Here is a 19,246-nt window from a genome sequence, read left to right as displayed (position 1 = left end):
AAGACTAGTTATCTGACTAGGCGAATTCAACCTTGGAGGGCCGAATGAAAAGCTGGCCGGTACAGGATGCTAAGGCGCGCTTCAGTGAGTTGCTCGAGACCTGTCTCAAAGAGGGTCCCCAGATCGTCAGCAAGCGCGGTGCCGACACGGCTATTCTGGTCCCGCTAAAGGATTGGGAGCGGCTTCAGCGCAGCGCGAAGCCCACATTGAAGGAATTGCTGCTCGCAAATGAGGCTCGCGTCGATCTGGATTTGCCCCAGCGCGGCAAACTCCGCCGGCGTGAGCCGGGGGAGATCGTGTGAGGCATGTATCTTCTCGATACGAATATCGTCTCTGAATTGCGGCGGCCGCGGCCACATGGCGCCGTATTGGCTTGGCTGGAGGGCGTGGCCGATTCCGATCTACATCTCTCCGCGGTCACCATCGGAGAGATACAGGCCGGTATCGAGATGACGCGCGAGCAGGACGTCGCCAAGGCGGCGGAGATCGAGGCTTGGCTGGAGCAGGTCGCGCAGACCTACAATATCCTCGGCATGAATGCCGACGCCTTTCGCGCTTGGGCCAAGCTGATGCACCGAAAGTCGGGTGAGATCATTGAAGACGCGATGATCGCAGCTACTGCCTCTGTTCACGGCTTGACGGTGGTCACGCGCAACATCCGCGATTTCGAGGGATTGAATGTTCCTCTCCTCAACCCGTTTTCAGCCGCTTGAGCGGTGAACAGATTGATGCGGCCGGGGCTGATGTGAGGCCGCCCCGGCGTCTAGGCCCCGCTCAGAGCGGGATGTTGTCGTGCTTGCGCCAGGGACGCTCGACGCTCTTGGTCCGTAGCATGGCGAGCGCGCGGGCGACCCGGCGGCGGGTCGAATGCGGCATGACGACTTCGTCGATATAGCCGCGCTCGGCCGCGACGAAGGGGGACATGAAGCGGTCCTCGTATTCCTTGGTCTGGCGCGCGATGGTCTCGGCGTCGCCGCCGCGGAAGATGATCTCGACCGCGCCCTTGGCGCCCATCACCGCGATCTGCGCCGTCGGCCAGGCATAGTTGACGTCGGCGCCGATATGCTTCGACGCCATCACGTCATAGGCGCCGCCATAGGCCTTGCGCGTGATGATCGTGACCAGCGGCACGGTGCATTCCGAATAGGCGAAGAGCAGCTTGGCGCCATGCTTGATCAGGCCGCCATATTCCTGCGCCGTGCCGGGCAGGAAGCCGGGAACGTCGACCAGGGTGACGATCGGGATCTCGAAGGCGTCGCAGTAGCGCACGAAGCGGGCGCCCTTGCGGCTGGCGTCTGAGTCGAGCACGCCGGCCAGCACCATCGGCTGGTTGGCGACGATGCCGACGGTGCGGCCCTCGATGCGGGCAAAGCCGGTGACGATATTGCCGGCATAAGCCTGCTGGATCTCGAAGAAATCGCCCTCGTCGACGACCTTCAGGATCAATTCCTTGATGTCGTAGGGCTTGTTCGGATTGTCGGGGACCAGCGTGTCGAGGCTCATGTCGACGCGATCGGGCACGTCAAAGCTCGGCCATTCCGGCACGCCGACAGTATTGTTGGCCGGCAGGAAATCGATCAGGCGGCGGACCTGCAGCAGCGCCTCGACATCGTTCTCGAACGAGCCGTCGGCGACCGAGGATTTGGAGGTGTGGACCTTGGCGCCGCCGAGCTCTTCGGAGGTCACGGTCTCATTGGTGACGGTCTTCACCACCTCGGGGCCGGTGACGAACATGTAGCTGGTGTCACGGACCATGAAGATGAAATCGGTCATCGCCGGCGAATAGACGTCGCCGCCGGCGCAGGGGCCCATGATCACAGATATTTGGGGGATGACCCCCGAAGCTTGAACGTTGCGCTTGAAGACCTCGCCATAGCCGCCGAGCGCCGCGACGCCCTCCTGGATGCGGGCGCCGCCGGCGTCGAACAGGCCGACGATCGGGGCGCGCATCTTCAGCGCCATGTCCTGGATCTTGATGATCTTCTGGGCGTGGGTCTCGGAGAGCGAGCCGCCGAAGACGGTGAAATCCTTGGAGAAGACGAAGACGGTGCGGCCATTGACCGTGCCCCAGCCGGTGACGACGCCGTCGCCGGGGATCTTCTCGGCCTTGTCCATGCCGAAATCGACGGCGCGATGCTGCACGAACATGTCGAACTCCTCGAAGGAGTCCTTGTCGAGCAGGAGCTCGATGCGCTCGCGGGCAGTGAGCTTGCCGCGCTTGTGTTGCGCCGCGATGCGCTTTTCGCCGCCGCCCAGACGAGCGCCCGCGCGCCGGTCTTCGAGCTGTTCGAGAATGTCCTTCATGAAGAGCCTCCCGGGGCGCGGTCTTTAAAGGTCTTGTTTCCCGCTTAAGCGGCGCTGCGGGCGAAGTCCATTGCGGCCTTCGCAGCATGCGGCTGGAGTTTTGTGCACCGCGGTGCCGGTCACGGCATGGCCGGAGCCTGCAAGCCACTGCCGCTGTCGAGAAGCAAGGCACGCAGGCCTGCGAGTGCATCCTGCAGCCTGTCGAGCTTCGGGCCGCCGAGACTGAGCCGCACGCCCCATGACGGTGCCTGCGCATCGGCCAGGAAAATCTGGGGAGCCGGCAGGAGGATGCCCGAGGCGGCGGCGCGAGCCGGCAGCGCCTTGGCCCGCTCCGGCGCCATCGGCAGCCAGACATGGAAGCCATTGCCCGAGCTCATGGCGATCCCCGGCGGGAGGAGCGCACGCGCCATGGCGACGCGGCGGCCGGCCTCCTCGCGGATCGAGCGCGCAACCGAAGCGACGGTGTCCTCGCTGAGCCATCGCTCCATGATCAGGCAGGAGAGCGGGGATGCCATGGTGCAGGTGGCCGCGAGCTCGGCGAGGGCAGGCTCCAGCCAGGGCTCGGGGACGAGCAGCGAGCCGATGCGCAGGCCCGGGCTCAGGACCTTCGACAGGCCGGAGACATGCAGCGTCCGTTCGGGCGCGATCGCTGCGATCGCCGTCGTGCCCGGTTCGGCCAAAGCAGCATGGATATCGTCCTCGATAATGAGCACATCATGGGCGCGGCAGACCTTCGCGATTTCCTGGCGCCGCGCTTCGCTCATCGTTGCCGTCGTCGGATTATGCAGGGTCGGCGTGGTGTAGAGCACGGCGCGCCGCCCGGCCGTGTTCGCCTCATGCAAGGCCTTGTCGAGCGCCTGCGGGACGAGGCCCTCTTCGTCGATGGCGAGGCCGGTCAGGCGCAAGCCGCGCCGGCGGGCGAGGGCGATCGCTCCGGGATAGCTCAGCGCCTCGGTCAGGAGCTCGGTGTCCGGGGCGCAGGTGATCGCGAATGCGATCGCGAGCGCATGCTGGGCGCCGTTGCAGATCAACAGCCGCTCGGGGGCAGCGGCAAGGCCTGTCGGCGCGAGCCAGCGGGCCAGCAGCGCGCGATGTTCGAGCCGGCCGGCTGGTGCGGCATAGGCGCCGAAGCTGTCGGCGTCGAGCCGTCTTGCGAGGTCGGACAGGCTGGCGGCGAGCAGGCGGTCGCTCAGCTGCTGCGGCGGCACATTGATGCTGAGATCGATCGTGCGACTGGCCGCTTGGGGTAAGCCGGCGACGAACATGCCGCGGCCGCGGACGCTGCGCACGAGGCCGCGGCGTTCGAGCTGGGCATAGGCCTTGGTCACCGTGCCGATGCCGATATCGAGCTGCCAGGCGAGGGGACGGTGGGCCGGCAGGCGCGCGCCCGATGGCAGCGAGCCGTCGGCGATATCGCGAGCGAGGGCTTCGACCAGCCGCTCACTGGCCGAGCCGCTGCCGTCCACGAGGCGGGGCTGCCAGGGCGAAGCAAGGAGCATGTCACCTCGAAATTGCGTCACGGGACACTTTTTAGTCTATGCAAGAAGTGTCACATGCACAATCACCGACGCGACGTTTCCCAATCCTGGACCGGACATGACGCCGCAACTCCTCCTTGCCTTCGTCGGCTATGCCTTCGTGACCTCGATCACGCCCGGGCCGAACAACACGCTGCTACTGGCCTCTGGCGCCAATCACGGCTTCCGCGCCAGCCTGCCGCTGCTGCTGGGGATCAATCTCGGCTTCTCCGGACTCGTCCTTGCGGTCGGCCTCGGGTTAGGGGGCCTGTTCAGCGCGATCCCTGTCCTGCATGACGTCCTGCGCTATGCCGGCAGCGCCTATCTTCTCTATCTCGCCTGGAAGATCGCGCGTTCGGCCCCAATGGAGGCCGGAGCAGAGGCGGCGGCGCCGCTCAGCTTTCCGGCGGCTGCGGCGTTCCAATGGGTCAACCCGAAGGCCTGGATCATGGCGGTCGGAGCCGTCGCGGCCTACACGCCAACGGAGGGCTATTTTCTCAATCTCGCGATCGTCGTGGTCGTCTACGCCCTGGTCAACGGGCCCTGCATCGCCGTCTGGGCCGTTGGCGGCACGCTGTTGCGCGGCCTGCTGGCCGACCCGGCGCGGCAGCGTGTGTTCAACATTGTGATGGCGCTGCTGCTTGCCGCTTCGCTCTATCCCATTCTGGTGAGCTGACACACGCTTTCGCCGGCCGCTTGCGAATTAAATAAGTGTATGCTTATGTGTCTGAAATGGAGCAGGACATCTTCAAGGCGCTGGCCGACCCGACCCGCCGTACGATCTTCGAGAAGCTCGCGGCCGGCGGCATGAACGCCAGCGCATTGCGCGAGGGTATGGCGATCAGCCAGCCGGCGATGTCGCAGCACCTGGCCGTGCTGCGTACCGCCGGGCTGGTGCGCGAGGAACGGCAGGGTCGCTTCGTCAATTACGAGGTCGACCCGGACGGGCTTGCCCTGATCGCGCAATGGCTGGCGAAATACCGAGCCTACTGGCCGGCGCGCATCGATGTTCTCAAGGATCTGCTGCGGGACATGGACCAATGAGCGAGAGCGACACCCAGGATCGGACGAAGCAGCTGGTGTTCGCATATCAGCTCGATGCCCCGGCCGAGAAGGTCTGGCGGGCGCTCAGCATTCCGGCCTTCCGCGAGCGCTGGCTGCCTGCCGAGGTCGAGGCGCTCTCCGTCGTGCCGGGCGAGGAGGTGCGCTACCGGCTGAGAGAGGAGGAGCCGCCCTTTCTCGAAAGCGTCGTGACCTTCCAGCTCGCGCCGAACGAGGGCGGAACCGAGCTGCGGATCATCCATAGCCTGACCGATGCGAGGCTGAGCCAGCCGCCAGCGCCTGCGAACAACAACCAGCCGCTGATGCTGCGCGCTGCCTGACGCGGCTCGCAAGCCAGTCCATCACCAATCCGAACCTGAGGAGGTCGTCGATGCACGGCACGATGCAGCTCGTCCCTATGGTCGTCGAACAGTCGACGCGCGGGGAACGGTCCTTCGACATCTATTCGCGCCTGCTGCGCGAGCGGATCGTCTTCCTGAACGGCGAGGTCAACGATGGCAGCGCCGCGCTGGTCTGCGCGCAATTGCTGTTCCTGGAGGCCGAGAACCCGAAGCGGCCGGTGCATTTCTACATCAACTCGCCGGGCGGCGTGGTCACCAGCGGCCTCGCGATCTACGACACGATGCAATACATCCGCTCGCCGGTGCATACGCTCTGCATGGGAACGGCCCGCTCGATGGGCTCCTTCCTCCTGATGGCGGGCGAGCCGGGCGAGCGCGCGGCGCTGCCCAATGCCAGCCTCCATGTCCACCAGCCGCTCGGCGGCGCGCAGGGGCAGGCCTCGGACATCCTGATCCATGCCGAGGAGATCCAGAAGACCAAGCGCCGGATGATCCGGCTCTACGCCGAGCATTGCGGGCGCAGCGAGGAGGAGGTCGAGCGCACGCTCGACCGCGACCGCTTCATGACCGCTGAGGAAGGCAAGGAATGGGGGCTGATCGACCGGGTGCTGACCGAGGCGCCTGCGGCGGACTGATCAGGCGCTCGCCTTGCTGGGGTCGCCGATCTCGCGGTTGAGCGCGACCGCGGCGCGTGCCAGCTGGGTCGCGACGGCGGCATCGACCGCATCGCCCTCGCGCAGAACCATGGTGGCGAGCTCGAACTTGCCGCCCGGCTTCAGCCGCGGCTCGATATGGCGCAGGCGCTTGCCGCGCCAGAATCCGAAGAGCACACGCGCCGCCTCGGCCCGGATCAGCAACACCGGCCCGTTCGAGAAATAGACCAGATGCGTCCACTTGATCCGCTCGTCGAGCGGGGCAGCCGCTTTCACCGCGGCGCGCAGGGCCTCGACCGTCGCCAGCCGCCAGCCATCGAGCTGGGCTACGTAGTCTTCCGGGTTGTCGGCCTTGGGCGCGCCCGGGATCATCGCCTCTAGCCTTTCGTCAGCAGCAGCACGGCGGCGTCGTATTCCTTGCGCCGGATGGCGCGGCGCTCAGCTGCTTCCTCGTCCTGCCCCCAGATCTCGATCTGGTAGTCCTCGTCGAGATGGGCGGCGGCCCAGGCCGCCTCGGCGTCGATCAGACCCTCGGCCAGCGCCAGCATCAGGATGGTCGAGCCGGTCAGGGTCATGACGTTGTGGGCGCCGGCGAGCGCGACCGGGGCGGGGATCATCGCGACGCGTTTGGCCACAGCGTCGAGCACCGTTTGCGGCTGCTGGGCGAAGATGACACCCTGGGCCATGACGAAGCGGCCCCCAATCTGCTCTTCGAGCGCTGCGATCAGCGGATTCCAGACCTGGTCCTGCCGCTCGACCAGCGCTTCGGGCTCGCCGGCGCGGTAGCAGAGCGCATCGCTGCCGGCATAGCGGACGATCTCGGCGCGCACAGCCTCATGCTGGTCGGCAACGCCGTCGAGCGCCGAATTGACCAGCCGGGTCAGCGGCATGCGGGCCGGGTCGATCTCCCCGGTCTGAGCCTCCCATTCTGCTGCCAGCGTCTCGGCGACGGTGCGCGACGCAACGGCGAGCGGCTTGCGCGCCGGGGTGCGGGCGGTGCGGCCGTCGAGAGCGACATGGAGCAGGCCGTCGCGCTCCAGCACGTCCGCCTTCTCGTAGAAGCGCTTGGGCAGCGGGTTGCGCATCGCCTGCTGGGCGGCAGCGACGGGATCGGGCTGGCGTTGGCCGGCGGCGCCGAAGCGGGCGAGGAAGTCATCGGTCGACATGCCGGCGTCATAGCGCATCCGGGGGTGGGCGCGAAACCGGCTTCAACGACGACGCTGCATTGACGCGGGGCAGGCGCTTGCTTAAACGCCTCCTCCCCGGACGCGAGGCGTCCGCGCGATCTGCAAGAGGGTTTTATGTTGGAGACTGTGGGAACCCGGTGAGGTTTCGCTTCGGCGAGACCTGATCCAGCGCCGGGTGAAAGATCCAGACCATAAGGTCGGCTTTCGCCAAGGCGCTTGTCATGGTTCCATGCACAGGCTCTACCAACATGAACATTTCGCGGGGCGAGCAGCGCGTGCTGCACGTGCTGGCCCGTGGCGGACAGATCCGCCATCTTCGCGGCGAGGACGGCCGCATCCATCACATCGACTGCTTCACCCATGAAGGCTACGTCCTGAGCGATTGCACGCTCGCCATCTTCGCCGGGCTCCGGCGGAAACGGTTGATCGAGTCGCGCCAGGGCGGCCCTTATCGGATCTCGCAACAGGGACGGCTCGCCGTCCGTTCGCAGGCCGACAACCGGTGATCACAGGCGGGAGGGCGAAAGCCCTCCCGTTTCCCGGGCTAGGGAAAGTGCGGGTTCTCAGGCCGGTTCGAACAGCTCGACCACATTGCCCGACGGATCCTCGCAGAGGATCTGCTTGCCGCCCGGCCCGACCACGATCTCGTTGCGGAAGGGCACGCTCTTGCGGCGCAGCGTCTCGACGAGCTCAGGCAGATTCTCGACCTCGATGACGAAGCGGTTCCAGCCGCCGGGGATAGGCTTGCCTCCGCTCGGCATCGCCCGCGATGCCGAGGCGCCGGGGCCCGCGAGCCAGAGTGTCAGGTCGCCGCGCTCGAGGATCGCCATGGCCGGCCCGAATTGCTGCTTCAGGGTGAAGCCGAGCCTATCGACGTAGAACCTTGCCGCCTCGTCGACGTCGACCACGAAATAACGGACGGTAGCCATTGCTTCGCTCCCTCGCTGAGCGGCTGTATCGCTGCCTATGCGCCGAACCTGTCGCGCCAGGCCGGCTTGGCGTTCGCAAAGGGCAGGGCGGTGGCACAATATACTGCTCGAGCCACGGCGCGCGCCAGCACGTCGGCGGCGGTGGCGCAGAGTTCGGTGAGGGCATAGGCGTCGGACGGAGCGCCGCTATGGCCGGTCGCGGCGGCGAAGACGACGTCGCCGTCGAGCGGGGCGTGGACGGGCCGCAGCGCCCGCGCCAGCCCGTCATGGGCGCAAAGCGCCATGCGCTTGGCCTGCGCCTTGGTCAGGACCGCATCGGTTGCGACCAGGGCGATGGTGGTGTTGGCGCCGGGCCCGCCCTTGAAGCGCAAGGTCAGATCATCGGGCGCGATCGCTGCCGGCCAGCCGCGGCCGCCGAATTCGGCGCCTTGCTCATAAGGCGCGGCCCAGAAATGCGGGCCGTCGCCGATCGTCGCCGAGCCGACGGCGTTGACGGCGACCAGCGCGCCGACGACCTGGCCGGTCGCGGCGATTGCGCTGGCCGAGCCGAGGCCGCCCTTCAGCGTCTTCGTCGTCGCGCCGAAGCCGGAGCCGGCGGTTCCGAGCGCGAACTCCTTGCCGGCCTGCATGGCGGCGAGCCGGCCGAGCTGGCGATAGGGCGCCTCGCCTTCGCCGCGGGCGAAGGGCTTGTCGCCGCCATTGGCGAGGTCGAACAGGATCGCCTGCGGCACGATCGGCACGCGATAGCTGCCGACCGGGAAGCCTCGTCCTTCTTCCGCCAGCCGAGCCATCACGCCGTCGGCGGCCGACAATCCCCAGGCGGAGCCGCCGGAGAGGACGATGCCGTCGACATGCTCGACCGTCATGCCCGGCTCGAGCAGGGCGGTGTCGCGCGTGCCCGGCGCGCCGCCGAGGACGGCGACGGAGGCGATGCTCGGCCGCTCGAACAGGGCGACCGTCACGCCGGTCGCGGCAACGGAATCCTCGGCATTGCCCACGAGAACGCCACGAACATCGGTGATGAGATTGCGCATGGCTGAAGCTCGTTGCGGATTCGGCGCGTTGATCACTGCCGGCATGCTGCGCCGATTCGGCGTAGCACGGCGACCCATGGAACTTACCGCTCGCCGGTGCGTCGTGCCGACATTACGATCTTGTCATGCGCGCGCCATGGCCGGGTCAGGCCGTCCGAGGCATCGTGGCGAGATCGCGACCCGGCTTCGAGACCCGCAAAGCGCCCCGTTGTTGTAAAGACCACAATCGGAGACCTCGCATGAAACGTATCGCCCTCATCGTCGCCTCCAGCGCTGCGGCTGTCGCTGCGACCCTGGCGATCGCGCAGCCGCAGCCGATCCCGCCCGCTCCGGGCAGCAATCCACCAGGGCAGCAGCAGAGCGAGACGCGCGGCGACCGCGCGGATCGCGGCGACCGTACCGATCGGCGTGAGGAATGGCGCCAGCGCCGTGCCGAGCAGGCGACCGCCCGGATGAATGAGCGTCTCGCCCAGCTGCGCACCGACCTCAAGCTCAAGCCCGAGCAGGTGTCCGCCTTCGAGAAGTTGGAGGCGCTGATCAAGCGCAATGCCGAGCAGCGCCGCGAGAGCTTCGCCAAGATGCGCGATCAGCGCGAGACCTTCCGCGACGCCGACATCATGGAGCGCCTCGACATGATGGCGAACCGCCAGGGCGAGCGCGCGGCCCGCAGCAAGGAGATGGCGGATACGGTGCGCCCGCTCTGGTCGACGCTCTCGGATGAGCAGAAGACCGTGGCGCGCCGGGCTGTGCGCCAGGCCATGTCGGAGGGGCGTGAGCGCATGCATGAAATGCGCGGGCGTAGCTGGCACAGCCGCGACGGCGACCGTGATCGCGACGACGACCGTGGCCCGCGCCGCTGGCGCGACCGCGGCCATGACGACGACGATCGCGGCTGATTTTCAAGATTCTGGAAGAGATAGAGGGCGGTCCGGCTGGGCCGCCCTTTTTCGGTTGCTCGGCCCCTCGAGATGAGGGCGGCGACCGCTCGCGTTTCTCAGGTTCCGACCGCGTCCTTGACGCATTTCGTGGTGAAGCTGGTCTTGGCGGCGCCCGCCAGCTTCTTGTCGGCTGCCTGCTTGTCGCAGGCCGCGCCGGCGTCCTTCTCGCATTTGGTGACGAAGCTGGTCTTGGCCGCGCCGGCGAGCTTCTTCTCTGCGGCCTGAGAACTGCAGCTCGGGCTCTGGGCGAAGGCGGCGCTCGACAGGCCGACGGCGAGGGCAGCGAGGATGAGGGTCTTCATGGTGGGATGATCCCTGTGGCGGGACAAAGATGCTAGCCTGAGTCGCGACACAACGTCATCGCGCAGGCAGAGTGCGCGGAGCGTCGATCCGGCGGGCCGATTTCGCGAATCGGGCCAGAGCGTTGCTACGCTCGGCTGAGAGGTTGAATCAATGCCCGAGGCGCAAGGGACCACGCCTGCCGGCCAGATCGGCTTCCCTTCATTGAACCGTCACATCCCGCCCGCTATAGGCGGCGAGGTCGCGACGGTCGGAAGCGCGCCGCCGTCACCGGGAAGCAGGCGCATGCGCTTCATCCAGACCTTCGATCTCTACCCCTTCCTCGACTCGGTCGTCAGCCTGCTCGCGGCCTTCGTGCTCGGCGTGCTGATCGGGGCCGAGCGGCAATATCGCCAGCGCACGGCGGGCCTGCGCACCACCGTGCTGGTCGCGGTCGGCGCGGCAGCCTTCGTCGATCTCGCGATGCGGCTCGCCGGCTCGGGCGAGGCCGTCCGGGTCATCTCCTATGTCGTCTCCGGCATCGGCTTCCTGGGCGCCGGCGTGATCATGAAGGAGGGAATGAACGTCCGCGGCCTCAATACGGCGGCGACGCTCTGGTGCGCGGCCGCGGTCGGCGCCTGCACCGGCGCCGACATGGTGGCGGAGGGGGCGCTGGTCACGGTCTTCGTCATCGCCGGCAACACCTTGCTGCGGCCGCTGGTCAACGCGATCAACCGCATCCCGATCAACGAGAAGGCCTCGGAGGCGACCTATGAGGTCGTCGTCACCACCAATCCGGAGGCACTGCCCTCGGTGCGCGAGACGATGGTCGAGCTGCTCGAGCAGGCGAGCTATCCGGTCGGCGACGTCAAGACCGTGGAGCGCGGCGAGGAGGCGATCGAGATCGTCGCGACGCTGATCAGCACGGCGGTCGAGCGCAAGGAGCTCGACGCCGTCGTCGAACGGATCGAGCACCTGCCTGGCGTCACGCACGCGACCTGGGAGAGCAGTACGAGCGATTGAGCGTCATGGCCGCGCCGAAGCAGGCAATGGGTTGGTGAAGGCTTTGTAAAGGTGGCCGCCGTATTCGTGACCTATTCTTGGGTGAAGCGGGGCGCACCTTTCTAGGACGGAGACGCTTGCATGCGTGACACGAAATCGATCTGCGGTCTCTTGATCGCGGGCTGCATGGCAGCCACCACTCTGGTCGCGGCCCCGACGGTGGCCGAAGCGCGCGATGGCCGCAAGGCGGCGATCTTCGGCGGGCTCGCCGCCGGCGCGATCCTCGGCGGCGCCCTTGCCGCCGGCGCCGGCAGCCGGGCCTATGCCGCACCGGCTCCGGTCTATGTCGATGACGACGAGCCGGTCGTGGTGCGCCGGCGCTGCTGGCGCGAGCGCCAGGCGGTCTATGACGACTGGGGCGATTTCGCCGGCTACCGTCCGGTTCGCGTCTGCAACTGACGCTGCCTTCAAGGCGATCGAGGACCGTTGTCAGCGTTTGACGATGCGGTTCTCGACGCTGGAGCGCTCGCCGCCCTGACCTTTGCGCGCGCTATCCAGTCCAATGCGCTTCTCGCCACGCCGAATGTCTCGATGTCCGGTGATTGATCGGCGTGCGAACAGCGATAAGGTCTCCCCAGGCTAGGGGGAGACTGGATGAAGCCTATCGCGCAGGACCGCAGTCTCGTCGCTGCGGCGTTTCTCTTCGGCCTGGTTTTCGCTCCGGGCGCCGGTCTTGCCGAGGTGCCGGCCCCCGCCTTCCAGACGAGCTTTACCGCCGGCTGCCTCAATCCCAAGGACTGGAAGGTCTCGGGCCAGCTCGACAAGGCGGTGCGGGCCGATCGCATCCGCTGCGTCGACGGCGAACGCGCCGGGCAGGAGAGGCCCGCGCTCGCGATCACGGTTAAACCCGGCGACGCCTACGACCCCAATCCCGGCTCGACGCCGACCGAGCGGTCGGAGGTCCAGATGACGGCGGAGCTGATCCGCTTCGACGCGACGAGCTGGTACAGCTTCCGCTTCCGGGTCGAGAGCCCATGGGCGCCGCGGCGCAACCGCACGGTGATCCAGCAGATCAAGCAGAACATCGACCTGCGCTATGAGAAGGGCAGGGGCGGCGAGGAGATCTGCGACGCCGGCAACCCGCTGTTCAAGATCGAGGTCGATTCCGACAACGGCAAGCCGGTCTTCCGGGCCAAGACGGCCGGGACCGAGAGCTGCGGCGACAGCGTCGGTCAGGCGCAGTTCTGCGGCGACTGGCACATCGAGCCGGATCGCTGGCACCGCGTCAACGTCATGATCCGGCCGAGCCAGCAGGCCGGCGAGAGCCGGCTCAGGCTCTGGCTCGACGGGCGCGCCTGCCCGGAGTTTCGCGGCGTGCTCGGCTATCCGCGCTATGGCACGGTGAAGGACGGCAAGCCCTTCATCGACACGCAGCCGCGCTTCGGCATCTATCGCGACGCGCTGCCCGAGGTCAGCCAGACGATCCTGTTCGACGACATCGCCTTCTGGACGCAGGACCCGGCCGGTCATCCGGCCTGGGACAAGCTCGCCGGCGCCGGGCAATAAAAAAGGAGAGGGCGGGAAGCCCTCTCCTGAAACGGACCGGAAGCGGAGTGGAGACCACCCCGCAGGCCGTGATCAGCGCGAGTAGAACTCGATGACCAGGTTCGGCTCCATCTGCACCGCGTAGGGCACGTCCGTCAGCGTCGGGGTGCGGGTGTAGGTGGCGGTCGACTTGGTGTGGTCGGCGTCGATGTAGTCAGGCACGTCGCGCTCGGCGAGAGCGGCCGACTCGATGACGATGGCGAGCTGGCGCGAGCTCTCCTTGATCGCGATCACGTCGCCCGGCTTGACCTGGTACGAAGCGATGTTGACGCGCTTGCCGTTCACGGTGATGTGGCCGTGATTGATGAACTGGCGGGCGGCGAAGACGGTCGGGACGAACTTGGCGCGGTAGATCACCGCGTCGAGACGGCGCTCGAGCAGGCCGACCAGGTTCTCGCCCGAATCGCCCTTCAGGCGGATCGCCTCGGCGTAGTAGCGGCGGAACTGCTTCTCGGAGATCGAGCCGTAATAGCCCTTCAGCTTCTGCTTGGCGCGCAGCTGGGTGCCGAAGTCGGACGGCTTGCCCTTGCGGCGCTGGCCGTGCTGGCCGGGGCCGTATTCGCGGCGGTTGACCGGGGACTTCGGACGGCCCCAGATGTTCTGACCGAGACGGCGGTCAATCTTGTACTTCGCCTCATGGCGCTTCGACATGTCGCGTGTCCTCTATGGTTCGCGAGTTGAGGACCGCGCCCTCCTCCTCCCCGTCTCCGGGGCGACAGATCCGGCTCGAGAAGACGAGCGGATCACGGGTGCGGAAAAAGCCACGCGGCCCCGTGAGGAGCCGCGCGACGCCGGCTTACAAGCACTGCCGGCGTGATTTGTCAAACCCGAAGCGCGGATTTCTGCTGCCTGGGACCGCTCAGCGCTGCACCGGCGGGTAATATTGTGGCGCCTCGCGCCTGTCGAAGCGGCCATAGTCGCGGATGATCCGCACCGTCCGGTGCCGCAGCGCTGCCACGCCTGCGACCGGCTTCGGCGCGAAGGCCCCGGCCGCCTCGGCATCGCGCCAGGAGGCGAGCAGAGCGAGCTTGCCGGGGGTGTAGATGCTGGCGAAGAGATCGTGCTCGACCAGGCCGGGCGAGCCGGTCAGGCCGATCTCAGCGAGGAATTTGTCCGGTCGCTCGCGGAGATCGATGCCGTCCTCCGGCGTGATCTCGGTGAAGCTGGCGACCTTGGCGGCACCGGTCTCGGTCTCGTCGAGGCGCTGGCCCTCCGACGACTGTTCCTGAGGAACGCTGTCGTGGATCACCTCGCCGATGCGCAGGTGATAATCCTCGAACACCTCGTCGCGTCCTTTTCGCTGTACGGCGTGATGCTCGCCCTGCGCGCGCCAGCGGACCAGCGATTTCTCGTCGCGCCATGACGAATGCGACAGCACCCAGCCCGGCCGCATCAGGCTCTCGAAGCGCTCATTATCGATGAAGCCGTCGATGCCTTCGAGGATCGGCTTCAGATGCTTGGCCAAGGCGAGGTACTCGTCCTTGCGGTCGGCGTGAGGGTGGACTTCGAAGATCACGGAAAACATCGGTTTCTCCGTTGGTTCAGGCCGCAAGGGCGACCGCGTCGGCGCCGGTGAGGAAGGCGATGCTCTCCTGCCAGAGGGCAAGGCGCATCGTCTCCAGATGCATCAGATGCGTGCCGCGGCTGAGCTTGATGTCGCGCTTCAACGGCGAGGCGGTGAAGGCGTCGAACAGCCAGCGCGCATCGGCATCGGCGGTCAGGCTGTCCCATTCGCCGCGGATGATCGCGATGGGCGCGCGGACCGCGGCCGGATCGTAAGGCAGCGCACCCTGCCAGGCCTTGCCGATATCGGCGGTCGGGCCAGCAGGCGTCCTGACGCCGGCGGGTTCGTGCGAGCGCGCTTGCGGATCGCTATCGAGATAGCGCTCGCCCCAGTCTTCGAAATGCCGGCGCGACAGAACCGGCTCGGCACCGGTCGGAACGTCCTCGATGAAGCGTCGCCACTGATCGTCGAGCGTGATCAGCCGCCAGGCTGGCAAGCCGGCGGGCGCTGCGTTGCCTGAAGGCTCGCGTTGCGCGATCGGCCCGAACAGGACGAGGCGATTGACCAGGTCAGGATGCGTGCCGGCGAAGTGGCCGGCCGGCATCGAGCCCCAGGAATGGGCGATCAGCGACAGCCGGTTGAGACCGGAGCGGCCAAGGATGAAGCGCGCAGCCGCCTCGATTTGCCTGATGGCGTCCTCGGTCGTGCCGAGCGGCGGATTGGCCGTCGCGGCTTCCTTCATCGCCGGATAGCGCCCGGAATGGCCGTAGCCATAGAAGTCCAGGCCCCAGACGTCGAAACCGGCCTCGCAGAGCGGGTCGCGCCAGGAGCGACCGTCGAAGCGATGGGCGATCGAGAGCGCCGACGGGAACGTGGCGCCATGGATATAGAGCACCGCACGGCGCGGCGAGAACGTCGTCGCCGCTGCCGGCAGATGGCGCAGGAACAGCGGCAGCCCGTCGAGCGGGCCAGGAATCAGAAAGTGCTCTTCCCGCGGGTCGAGCGGGGCGATGTCGTCCGTATTCAAGGCAGCCTCCGGCGATGCGAGCGCGCACAGGCGCCGAAGACGGAAAGCCGTCTTCGGCTAGGCTTGCGGCTCCTGGTGATCGTCAGAGAGTAACCCGAGCAGCGCCGCGCTGTTCTGCGCGATCGCTTCGGTCATCGCCGTAGGGTTTGCGACAGCCGGCCGTGTTGCGCGGCTTCTAGTAGCGCCAATAGGCGCGGCGATGATGCGGATGCTTGTACCAGCCGAGATGCCGGCCGCGATTCCAGCCATGGTGGCGGCGCGGGCCATAGCTGTGGCCGTAATGATGGCCCTTGTGCCCATGCCAGCCTTTCGGTTTGGCTTGGGCATCACCTGTCAGGCCGGGGCCGAGCAGCAGCGCGCCGCAGGCCAGGGCGATGGCGAAGATCAGCTTTCTCATCCTGTCCTCCCTCATGGAGACGGTTGCGTCGATAACGCCTCCAGATCAGAACAGTTCCAAATTGTGGTCAGAGCGCGAGCGGCAGCGGCTCGGTCTCGATCCGCGCCAGGCCGAAGCCGGCGAGCGCGATATGGGCCGGGCCGGAGAGGCTGGTACCGTTGGTGAAGACGGCGACCGTCGAAGCAGCCTCCGAGCGCGGCTGTGCCGGTCCGAGCAATTGCACCGTGCGCCGCGCGATCGCAGGGGCGGGGTCGATCCACTCGACCGGCCAGGGCGCAAGACGCTGCAGGCGCGGCAGCAAAAGCGGGTAATGCGTGCAGGCCAGCGTCACCACATCGGTGCGCCGGCCGTCGCGCGCGACGAAGCAGGGCGCGATCTCGGCGGCGATCGCGGCATCGTCGACGGGCTCGCCCTTCAGCGCTGCTTCCGCCAGGGCGGCGAGGTTGCGGGCGCCGACCAAGGTGACCGCGCAGCCGGCGGCATAGCGCTCGATCAAATCATGCGTGTAGTCGCGGGCGACGGTGCCGGGCGTGGCGAGCACCGAGATCAGCCCGCTGCGCGTCCGCTCCGCCGCGGACTTCACTGCCGGGACGGTGCCGATGAAGGGGATGGCGAAGCGGGCCCTCAGTGCAGGCAGCACCAGGGTCGAGGCGGTGTTGCAGGCGATGACGACGAGATCGGGATGGAAACGATCGACCAGGTGCTCCATCACCGCGAGCACGCGATCGACCAGCGCCGGCTCGTCGAGGCGGCCATAGGGGAAGGCGGCATCGTCGGCGGCGTAGACGATGTCGGCATCCGGGCGCTGACGCATGACCTCGCGCAGCACGGTGAGGCCGCCGAGACCGGAATCGAAGACGAGGATGGTCGGGGTTCGCAAGCAGAGCACCGGCGCGGCATAGCCGGCTCCGGCCAGAAGATCGACCCGCATCGCACTCATACCCGTCGCGTCCGGTAAGCTCTCGATTGGACGCCTGGCGAGTTAAGGACCGGTGAACACTCCATTTCGGGCGGCTCGATAATTTAGTTGACTCTGTCCATTAAATGGCATTTCTCATCGCGAGATGAAGAGGTCAGCCATGCCTGCCGTCGACACGCCTGCCATCGCGGCGATCCGCCGTTTCGGCCGTTTCCACACCCGCTTCATCGGAGCGCTGGGCGGCGATCTGCACGGCTCCGGCTTCGGGCTGACGGAAGGGCGCGTGCTCTATGAGTTGGCGCAGCGCGATGGCTGGCGGGCTGGAGAACTGGCGCGCGAGCTCGGGCTCGACCCGGCCTATCTCTCGCGACTGCTGAAGCGCTTCACCGAACTGGGCTGGCTGGAGCGGGCGAGGGCGGATGGTGATGGGCGCGCCTATGAGCTGAAGCTGACGGCCGCAGGGCGCGATGCCTTCGCGCCGCTCGACGAGGCCTCGCGCCGGCAGGCCGACACGATCCTGTCCGGCCTGAGCACGGGCGAACAGGCGAGCCTCGTCTCCGCGCTGGAGCGGGCGCAGAGGCTGCTGTCGGGCGCCGCCAGCCCGCCGCCGGCGGTTGCGATCCGGGAGCATCGTCCCGGCGATATCGGTTGGGTGATCTCGGCGCACGCCACGCTCTATTCCGAGGTCTATGGCTGGGACATCAGCTTCGAGGCGCTGGTCGCCGAGATCGCGGCGAAATTCCTGCGCGAGTTCAAACCGGGCCAGGAGCGCTGCTTCATCGCCGAACTCGATGGCGAGCCGGCGGGCTCGGCTTTCGTGGTGCATGAGAGCGACGAGGTGGCGAAGCTGCGGCTCGTGCTGGTCGAGGCGCGGGCGCAGGGGCTCGGGCTCGGCAAGCGGCTGGTGCAGGAGGCTATTACTTTCGCCCGCGCTGCCGGCTATCGCCGCATGGTCCTGTGGACCAACGACATCCTGCACGCCGCCCGCGCCATCTACATCGCCGAGGGCTTCAGGCTGGTGGCTGAGGAGCAGCACCATTCCTTCGGGAAGGATCTGGTCGGGCAGAACTGGGAGCGGGATCTCTAGCGCTCGGCCAAGCGAGCAAGAGCAGCAGCGAGGCGAACGAGAGTGCGCCGCCGAGCGGCGTCATCGTCTCGAGCGGCGCCGGCAGGCGTGCCTGCATCAGCACAGGCAGCACGGCATATTCGAGCAGCTCGATCGCAGCCATCACGGCGATGACAGGCAGGACCGGAAAGCCGGTGTCGCGGATGCGCTGGACCGCGAGCGCCAGCAGCGTCCAATAGAGTAGGATCTGGATGGCGGCGTTGGGGATGGGCTCGACGAAGAGGCGTGGGTCGGCGTCCTCCGCCCAGGTCAGGCCGAGCATCCGCTCGGCGATGACGGCGACGACGAGCAGCAGCGCGCAGGCCAGCAGCAGATAGCCCGCGAATGCGCCCCGCCCGAGCCTGCCGTCGAGCCGCCACAGGCGGGAGAAGCCGGAGAGCATCCGTTCGCCGTCACTGCACCGAGGTCAGCGCCGCCCGCTGGAAGTCGGCGCGGCGCTGCTGGTGCAGCGTGCCGTCTCCCGTGGTCACGACCGAGAACATCACAAAGCCGCCCTGCTTGCGCGGCAGCACATAGAACTCGGAATAGCGGGCATCGCCGCCATTCTCGCAGGACGAGAAGCCGCGCAGCACGCTGGTCCCTTCGACGCTGTCGGCGGTGCGGCCCGACGCGAATCTGCCCTGGCAGCCGCGCGCATCGGCGGCGGAGACCGCAGCGGCGACGTCGACATCCTTCTGGTTCGGATTGGTCAGGACGCGCACCAGGCCGGTCGCGCCCTTGGCCTGCCAGCCGGCGCCGTTGCCGCCGATGCCGGACGGCGTCTCCGCGCCGCTCAGCACCTTCGGCTCGGGCAATTGCGCCTTGAGCAGGAAATTGGTCGCGAGCGTCACCGCCTCGAGCTGGATTGCCGGGTCGGTTGCCGCGGCGGTCGTGGTGCCGCCGCCCTGCGCGGGCGCCGGTGTGCCGGGCGCGACCTTCAGGTAGGCGTTGGCCTTCACGCAGTCGAGGAGCGCCGGCATGATCTCGGCGGTCGCAGTCAGGCGGAAGGTGTAGCGCGCGCCCAGCATGTTGGCTTCGAGGAACTCGGCGCCGCGGAAGGCGCGGACGATGTTGGAGTTCGCCGGCATGGTCACCACGACGAGCTGCGGCTGCACCGCCTTGGCGTTGATGCGGACGATGTCGTTGCGGTCGAAGGCCATCTCCATCGGCACGTCGGTGCCGGGCTTCAACCCCCAGGCCCGGTTGGAGAAGCCGAGGTTCCAGCCATAGCTGCTGTTGAGCGAGGCGTGCATGGTGACGCCGCTCTTGTAGCTCGCCGAGACGGCGCAATGCGAGAAGTCGCCGGTCTGGTTGTTGGTGAAGGCGCCGCCGGCCCAGTTGCCGACCGAGAATTTTGCATAAGGCCCGGCAGCCAGTACAGGCGAGGCCAGCAAGACACTGGCGAGAACGAGCGACAGGCGCATCATCAGGCTCCGCATCGAT

At 67.3% G+C, this 19,246-nt stretch carries 26 protein-coding genes; 12 read left to right on the top strand and 14 right to left on the bottom strand.

The window, feature by feature from the left end; genetic code table 11:
- Positions 1–44 precede the first annotated feature (44 nt).
- The gene (locus AC1DS0_RS14735; RefSeq protein WP_476815047.1) at positions 45–302 is read left to right on the top strand and encodes a type II toxin-antitoxin system Phd/YefM family antitoxin; all 258 of its coding nucleotides are present in this window, start codon (positions 45–47) and stop codon (positions 300–302) included.
- Between the two features lie 3 nt (positions 303–305).
- Positions 306–713: a PIN domain-containing protein gene (locus tag AC1DS0_RS14730; protein ID WP_476815046.1), complete on the top strand. Its 408-nt coding sequence runs from the start codon at positions 306–308 to the stop codon at positions 711–713.
- 61 nt (positions 714–774) lie between these two features.
- On the opposite strand, the gene AC1DS0_RS14725 is transcribed toward AC1DS0_RS14730, so the two are convergent.
- Complete coding sequence (locus AC1DS0_RS14725; protein WP_476815045.1) at positions 775–2,304, bottom strand: acyl-CoA carboxylase subunit beta; 1,530 nt, start codon at positions 2,302–2,304, stop codon at positions 775–777.
- A 119-nt stretch (positions 2,305–2,423) separates the two neighbouring features.
- Entirely contained in the window at positions 2,424–3,803 is a 1,380-nt protein-coding gene (locus AC1DS0_RS14720) for an aminotransferase-like domain-containing protein (protein ID WP_476815044.1), read from the bottom strand.
- A gap of 97 nt (positions 3,804–3,900) precedes the next feature.
- Between AC1DS0_RS14720 and AC1DS0_RS14715 the strand changes: the two genes are divergently transcribed.
- Genes AC1DS0_RS14715 through AC1DS0_RS14700 form a run of 4 tightly spaced genes read left to right on the top strand, consistent with a single transcriptional unit; the run spans position 3,901 to position 5,859 of the window.
- Positions 3,901–4,497 (top strand): LysE family translocator, encoded by a 597-nt coding sequence (locus tag AC1DS0_RS14715; RefSeq protein WP_476815043.1) that lies wholly within the window; start codon positions 3,901–3,903, stop codon positions 4,495–4,497.
- Between the two features lie 56 nt (positions 4,498–4,553).
- A complete protein-coding gene (locus AC1DS0_RS14710) occupies positions 4,554–4,865 on the top strand; it encodes an ArsR/SmtB family transcription factor (protein ID WP_476815042.1) in 312 nt (103 codons plus the stop codon).
- The gene (locus AC1DS0_RS14705; RefSeq protein WP_476815041.1) at positions 4,862–5,203 is read left to right on the top strand and encodes an SRPBCC family protein; all 342 of its coding nucleotides are present in this window, start codon (positions 4,862–4,864) and stop codon (positions 5,201–5,203) included. Before AC1DS0_RS14710 ends, AC1DS0_RS14705 begins: the two co-directional genes overlap by 4 nt.
- A 50-nt stretch (positions 5,204–5,253) precedes the next feature.
- Entirely contained in the window at positions 5,254–5,859 is a 606-nt protein-coding gene (locus AC1DS0_RS14700) for an ATP-dependent Clp protease proteolytic subunit (protein WP_476815040.1), read from the top strand.
- Here AC1DS0_RS14700 and AC1DS0_RS14695 read toward each other — a convergent pair whose 3' ends face one another.
- Both AC1DS0_RS14695 and AC1DS0_RS14690 read right to left on the bottom strand, forming a co-directional pair.
- Entirely contained in the window at positions 5,860–6,249 is a 390-nt protein-coding gene (locus AC1DS0_RS14695; protein ID WP_476815039.1) for a DUF1801 domain-containing protein, read from the bottom strand. It abuts the gene before it with no gap.
- A gap of 5 nt (positions 6,250–6,254) precedes the next feature.
- On the bottom strand, positions 6,255–7,043 hold the full coding sequence (locus AC1DS0_RS14690; protein WP_476815038.1) for an ATP12 family chaperone protein: 789 nt from the start codon (positions 7,041–7,043) through the stop codon (positions 6,255–6,257).
- Between the two features lie 269 nt (positions 7,044–7,312).
- Here AC1DS0_RS14690 and AC1DS0_RS14685 point away from each other — a divergent pair, with 269 nt between their 5' ends.
- Positions 7,313–7,570, top strand: coding sequence for a YjhX family toxin (locus AC1DS0_RS14685; protein ID WP_476815037.1), 258 nt, complete (start codon positions 7,313–7,315; stop codon positions 7,568–7,570).
- A 57-nt stretch (positions 7,571–7,627) separates the two neighbouring features.
- Here the strand turns inward: AC1DS0_RS14685 and AC1DS0_RS14680 are convergent, their stop codons facing one another.
- Together AC1DS0_RS14680 and AC1DS0_RS14675 are read right to left on the bottom strand one after the other, a co-directional pair.
- Positions 7,628–7,993, bottom strand: a complete 366-nt coding sequence (locus AC1DS0_RS14680) for a VOC family protein (protein WP_476815036.1) — start codon at positions 7,991–7,993, stop codon at positions 7,628–7,630.
- Positions 7,994–8,028: 35 nt separating this feature from the next.
- Entirely contained in the window at positions 8,029–9,027 is a 999-nt protein-coding gene (locus tag AC1DS0_RS14675) for a P1 family peptidase (protein WP_476815035.1), read from the bottom strand.
- 239 nt (positions 9,028–9,266) lie between these two features.
- Between AC1DS0_RS14675 and AC1DS0_RS14670 the strand changes: the two genes are divergently transcribed.
- The gene (locus AC1DS0_RS14670) at positions 9,267–9,923 is read left to right on the top strand and encodes a Spy/CpxP family protein refolding chaperone (protein ID WP_476815034.1); all 657 of its coding nucleotides are present in this window, start codon (positions 9,267–9,269) and stop codon (positions 9,921–9,923) included.
- A gap of 98 nt (positions 9,924–10,021) precedes the next feature.
- Here the strand turns inward: AC1DS0_RS14670 and AC1DS0_RS14665 are convergent, their stop codons facing one another.
- Entirely contained in the window at positions 10,022–10,267 is a 246-nt protein-coding gene (locus tag AC1DS0_RS14665) for a hypothetical protein (RefSeq protein ID WP_476815033.1), read from the bottom strand.
- A gap of 283 nt (positions 10,268–10,550) precedes the next feature.
- Here AC1DS0_RS14665 and AC1DS0_RS14660 point away from each other — a divergent pair, with 283 nt between their 5' ends.
- The 3 genes from AC1DS0_RS14660 to AC1DS0_RS14650 all read left to right on the top strand — a co-directional run bounded on the left by AC1DS0_RS14660 (position 10,551) and on the right by AC1DS0_RS14650 (position 12,812).
- The gene (locus AC1DS0_RS14660) at positions 10,551–11,267 is read left to right on the top strand and encodes an MgtC/SapB family protein (RefSeq protein WP_476815032.1); all 717 of its coding nucleotides are present in this window, start codon (positions 10,551–10,553) and stop codon (positions 11,265–11,267) included.
- A gap of 120 nt (positions 11,268–11,387) precedes the next feature.
- Positions 11,388–11,705: a hypothetical protein gene (locus AC1DS0_RS14655; protein WP_476815031.1), complete on the top strand. Its 318-nt coding sequence runs from the start codon at positions 11,388–11,390 to the stop codon at positions 11,703–11,705.
- Positions 11,706–11,900: 195 nt separating this feature from the next.
- Complete coding sequence (locus AC1DS0_RS14650; RefSeq protein WP_476815030.1) at positions 11,901–12,812, top strand: heparin lyase I family protein; 912 nt, start codon at positions 11,901–11,903, stop codon at positions 12,810–12,812.
- Positions 12,813–12,884: 72 nt separating this feature from the next.
- Here the strand turns inward: AC1DS0_RS14650 and rpsD are convergent, their stop codons facing one another.
- The 5 genes from rpsD to murI all read right to left on the bottom strand — a co-directional run bounded on the left by rpsD (position 12,885) and on the right by murI (position 16,710).
- Positions 12,885–13,502, bottom strand: coding sequence for a 30S ribosomal protein S4 (gene rpsD / locus AC1DS0_RS14645; protein WP_152012763.1), 618 nt, complete (start codon positions 13,500–13,502; stop codon positions 12,885–12,887).
- Positions 13,503–13,710: 208 nt separating this feature from the next.
- Positions 13,711–14,376 carry an antibiotic biosynthesis monooxygenase family protein gene (locus tag AC1DS0_RS14640; protein ID WP_476815029.1) on the bottom strand — a complete coding sequence of 222 codons (666 nt, stop codon included), beginning with the start codon at positions 14,374–14,376 and terminating at the stop codon, positions 13,711–13,713.
- Between the two features lie 16 nt (positions 14,377–14,392).
- Positions 14,393–15,382 carry an alpha/beta hydrolase gene (locus AC1DS0_RS14635; protein ID WP_476815028.1) on the bottom strand — a complete coding sequence of 330 codons (990 nt, stop codon included), beginning with the start codon at positions 15,380–15,382 and terminating at the stop codon, positions 14,393–14,395.
- 175 nt (positions 15,383–15,557) lie between these two features.
- A complete protein-coding gene (locus tag AC1DS0_RS14630; protein WP_476815027.1) occupies positions 15,558–15,779 on the bottom strand; it encodes a hypothetical protein in 222 nt (73 codons plus the stop codon).
- Positions 15,780–15,846: 67 nt separating this feature from the next.
- Positions 15,847–16,710 (bottom strand): glutamate racemase, encoded by an 864-nt coding sequence (gene murI / locus AC1DS0_RS14625; protein ID WP_476815174.1) that lies wholly within the window; start codon positions 16,708–16,710, stop codon positions 15,847–15,849.
- Positions 16,711–16,858: 148 nt separating this feature from the next.
- Between murI and AC1DS0_RS14620 the strand changes: the two genes are divergently transcribed.
- Positions 16,859–17,785, top strand: coding sequence for a bifunctional helix-turn-helix transcriptional regulator/GNAT family N-acetyltransferase (locus AC1DS0_RS14620; protein WP_476815026.1), 927 nt, complete (start codon positions 16,859–16,861; stop codon positions 17,783–17,785).
- Here AC1DS0_RS14620 and AC1DS0_RS14615 read toward each other — a convergent pair.
- Both AC1DS0_RS14615 and AC1DS0_RS14610 read right to left on the bottom strand, forming a co-directional pair.
- The gene (locus AC1DS0_RS14615) at positions 17,709–18,206 is read right to left on the bottom strand and encodes a DUF805 domain-containing protein (RefSeq protein WP_476815025.1); all 498 of its coding nucleotides are present in this window, start codon (positions 18,204–18,206) and stop codon (positions 17,709–17,711) included. The two genes, AC1DS0_RS14620 and AC1DS0_RS14615, sit on opposite strands and share 77 nt — an antisense overlap.
- Before the next feature lie 10 nt (positions 18,207–18,216).
- A complete protein-coding gene (locus AC1DS0_RS14610) occupies positions 18,217–19,227 on the bottom strand; it encodes a hypothetical protein (RefSeq protein ID WP_476815024.1) in 1,011 nt (336 codons plus the stop codon).
- Positions 19,228–19,246 lie beyond the last annotated feature (19 nt).

It is taken from the genome of Allobosea sp. P4_H5, assembly GCF_056400825.1.
The sequence above is the reverse complement of the archived record's forward strand: the minus strand, read 5'-3'. Positions and strand labels throughout refer to the sequence as shown.